Source organism: Streptomyces sp. WELS2 (assembly GCF_013870595.1).
GTDB lineage: Bacteria > Actinomycetota > Actinomycetes > Streptomycetales > Streptomycetaceae > Streptomyces.
This window is the reverse complement of the sequence record NZ_JACBWZ010000651.1, coordinates 1-3,600: the sequence shown is the minus strand read 5'-3', so window position 1 is coordinate 3,600 and position 3,600 is coordinate 1. Positions and strand designations below refer to the sequence as shown.

General features: G+C 73.1%; 3 protein-coding genes and 1 pseudogene. 3 read left to right on the top strand and 1 reads right to left on the bottom strand.

What is annotated here, in order from left to right; genetic code table 11:
* The 3 genes and pseudogenes from H5J33_RS27470 to H5J33_RS27460 form a co-directional block, all read left to right on the top strand.
* Positions 1–387 (top strand): annotated as a pseudogene (locus tag H5J33_RS27470) (hypothetical protein); the annotation flags it as partial.
* A gap of 414 nt (positions 388–801) precedes the next feature.
* Complete coding sequence (locus tag H5J33_RS27465) at positions 802–2,253, top strand: alkaline phosphatase PhoX (RefSeq protein ID WP_181797529.1); 1,452 nt, start codon at positions 802–804, stop codon at positions 2,251–2,253.
* A gap of 78 nt (positions 2,254–2,331) precedes the next feature.
* Positions 2,332–2,919, top strand: coding sequence for a TetR/AcrR family transcriptional regulator (locus tag H5J33_RS27460; protein ID WP_181797528.1), 588 nt, complete (start codon positions 2,332–2,334; stop codon positions 2,917–2,919).
* Between the two features lie 81 nt (positions 2,920–3,000).
* On the opposite strand, the gene H5J33_RS27455 is transcribed toward H5J33_RS27460, so the two are convergent.
* Positions 3,001–3,600, bottom strand: a 600-nt coding sequence (locus H5J33_RS27455; RefSeq protein ID WP_181797527.1) for a TerD family protein, incomplete at its 5' end; no start/stop codon positions are given.

Genomic DNA, 3,600 nt, shown 5'->3' with positions numbered 1-3,600 from the left:
GCGACGAAGAACAGGTCACCGGCGACGACGTGCTGGTTGAGCAGCCGGGAGGTGCTGGACGACCCCGAGTTGGGCGGGCTGGCCCGGGTGTGGCTGAGTGAGCGGGGTGCGGCGGGGGTGCCGGCGCCCTCCGAGGAGCTGGTGTTCTGGCTGACCGTCGACACACTGGCCGCGCAGCTGGCGGCCGAGGGCAATTCCGAGGAACTGAGGGCCCTGGTGGAGGGGCTGGCCGCCCAGCACAGCGGGTTCTTCGCGGCGGCCTGGCGGGTGGGCCACCCCGCCACCGCCGAGGTGCTGGACGCGATGGGCAGGCTGCACCCGGACAAGAAGGTGGCCAAGGAGGCCCGGAAGGCGGCGTTCAAGGCACGGTCCCAGCAGGGAGGCTGAGCGCGGAGGGGCGTGGTCGCCGAGCCGGCGGGGGAGGGGCGGGCGCGGTGAGCGGAGCGAGGCGCCGGTGGCCGGGGGAGGGGTGGCCGTGGGGCGCCGGGTTCGAGGGGCCTGCCGGTCCGGGTCCGGTCGGTGGCCCCGCTCTCGCGGCAAGCCGGGTGAGCCGGAGCCGGTGGTGCACGGTGACCGGCCTGCGGGGTGCCCTCGCGTGAGGCCGGGGTGGGGTGACGGTGTTCCGGGTGCCCGAGGGTGTCGTCGTATACGGAGTCATGGTCTGCCGCATACGGATTCATGGAACAGGCGGCGCGGTGGTGGTCCGGTGTTCAACTCGCGTTCACGGGCGGGCGGGAGCGTTGCGCCGAACCGAGGCCCCCCACCCTCCACGACACCGCAACCGCCGTCACAGGAGACACCATGTCGCTCACCCGCAGGGACTTCACCAGGTCATCCGCGATCACCGGTGCCGGGGTCGCCCTGGCGGGCAGCGTCGGCGCCCTCGCCACCGCGCCGAACGCCCTTGCCGCCACGGAGACCGAGACCGCCGAGACCGCCTCGGAGCAGGGGGGCCACCACCACGGCGTCGGATACGGCCCGCTGATCCCCGACCCGGACGGCATCCTCGCCCTGCCCGCGGGCTTCCGCTACGAGATCATCACCTACAGCGGCCGGACCCGGCTGGAGTCCGGCGAGTTCACCCCGTCCAACCACGACGGCACCGCCGCCTTCGAGGGCCGGCGCGGCACCACCCTGCTCGTCAACAACCACGAGCTGGCCGGTCCCCGCGCCCAGTGGCCGCACCCGGTGCCGCTCGCCGAGGGCCTGGTCTACGACCCGGCGGCGGCCGGCGGCTGCACGGTGGTGGAGGTCCGCCGGGGCGGCGAGGTCGCCGAGTGGGTGGGCATCGCCGGCACCGCCACCAACTGCGCGGGCGGCAGCACCCCCTGGGGCACCTGGCTGACCTGCGAGGAGACCGAGGACAAGGCCGGGAAGAACGGCTTCACCAAGGACCACGGCTATGTCTTCGAGGTCGACCCGGAGGACCGCCGGGCCAACCGCGACCCGAGGCCCGTGAAGGCGTTCGGCCGCTACGCCCACGAGGCGGTCGTCATCGACCCCAAGCGCGGCCACGCCTACCTCACCGAAGACGCCTCCGGCCCCAACGGCCTGTTCTACCGCTGGGTCCCGCCGACCGGCTTCCGGCACGGCCGCGGCAAGCTGCGCACCCTCGCCGACGACGCGGGCGTGCTCCAGGCCTTCAAGTGCTTCGACTCCGGCGGCCGGTACGTGGACGACCTGTCCCGTGCCACGAGGACCGGCACCGTGTACGGCGTGGACTGGGTGGACGTGCCCGACCGGGACGCCCGGACCGTCTCGGTGCGCAAGCAGTTCACCGACGGCCAGGTCACCCGCGCCCGCAAGCTGGAGGGCATGTGGTGGGCCGACGGCGGTGCGTACGTCGTCTCCTCCTACGCCCGCAAGGAGAGCCCGGTCCAGCACGACGGCCAGGTCTGGTTCTACGACCCGGGGCGCCGCACCCTGACCCTGAAGGTGCTGCTCGGGGTGAACCCGGACCCGGCCGCGGACGGTGCCTTCGACGGCCCCGACAACATCACCGTCTCCCCCTACGGGGGCCTGGTCATCGCCGAGGACGGCGAGGGCGTCCAGCACCTGTTCGGCGCCACCGAGAGCGGCCGGACCTACCCGATCGCCCGCAACGAGCTGAACATCGGCACCCCCGAGGAGCCGGAGTACAGCGAGTTCACCGGTGTCACCTTCTCGCCCGACGGCCGCACCCTGTTCGCCAACATCCAGACGCCCGGCATCATGCTCGCCATCACCGGACCCTGGAAGCGGCAGCGGCGCTGACCCCGCCCGGCGGGGGCCGTCTCCGTGTGGTGCTCGATAAGATGCGGAGAGGGTCCCCGGTCGGCGAGGAGTGGGTGGATGACGCAGGGCAGGCCCATGCGCGCGGACGCTCGGCGCAACTACCAGCGGTTGCTGAAGGTGGCGGCGGAGGCCTTCGCCGAGCACGGGGAGAACGCCTCACTCGACGACATCGCCAAGCGGGCGGGGGTCGGGTCGGGCACGCTGTACCGGCACTTCCCGACGCGGCAGGCGCTGCTGGAGGCGGCGTACGTGGACCGCATCGAGGCGTTGGGCGCGCGGGCCGACGAGCTGGCGAAGGAGCTGGCGCCGGGCGAGGCGCTGGCGGAGTGGCTGTACGAGCTGGCGGTCGGCACGATCCAGGTGCGCGGGATGAAGGCGCTGCTGGGTTCGGCGGTGACCGACGGCGGCGCGGCGGCGCCGACCGTGTGCGGGGCCGTGGTGAAGGGGGCCGTGACGCGGTTGGTGGGGGCGGCGCAGCAGGCCGGGGCGCTGCGGGGGGACGTCGAGCCGATCGAGGTCCTGCGGCTGGTCCACGGGGTGGCCTCGGCTGCGGAGCTGGCGGGGGCCGGAGAGCGCGAGATCCGCCGCTACCTGGATCTGCTGGGGGAGGGGTTGCGCGGCGCCGAGGGGGCGGTCCGCCGCTGACCGGGCGCGGCTGGGGGTCGCCTGCGGTCGGTTACCGGGAGAGGGGGGCGGCGGTGGTGCCGCCCCCGGGCCGGGCCGGAGTCACAGGGCCTTCGCGGCCGGATCCACCATGTTGCGTACCGTGCGGGCCTTGACGAAGTCGCCCATCGCCGTCATATCCCATTCGCCGGAGAACTGGCGGACGAGCTTGGCCATCATGACGCCCGTGCGGGGTTCCGCGGAGGTGAGGTCGAAGCGGACCAGTTCCTCGCCCGTCGCCGCGTCGACCAGGCGGCAGTAGGCCTTGGCGACCTCCGTGAACTTCTGGCCGGAGAAGGAGTTCACCGTGAAGACCAGGCCGGTGACCTCCTGGGGCAGCCGGCCGAGGTCGACCGTGATGACCTCGTCGTCGCCCCCGCCCTCACCGGTCAGATTGTCACCGGAGTGCCGGATCGCGCCGTTCAGGATCACCAGGTTGCCGAAGTAGCAGCTGTCGATGTGGTCGCGCTGCGGGCCGTAGGCGATGACCGAGGCGTCCAGGTCGATGTCCTTGCCCCGGAACGCCGGTTCCCAGCCGAGGCCCATCCGCACCTGCGACAGCACCGGCCGGCCGCCCTTGACCAGGGACACCGTCTGGTTCTTCTGGAGGCTGACCCGGCCCTTGTCCAGGTTGATCTTCCCGGCGCCCGGAGCCGGGGCGGG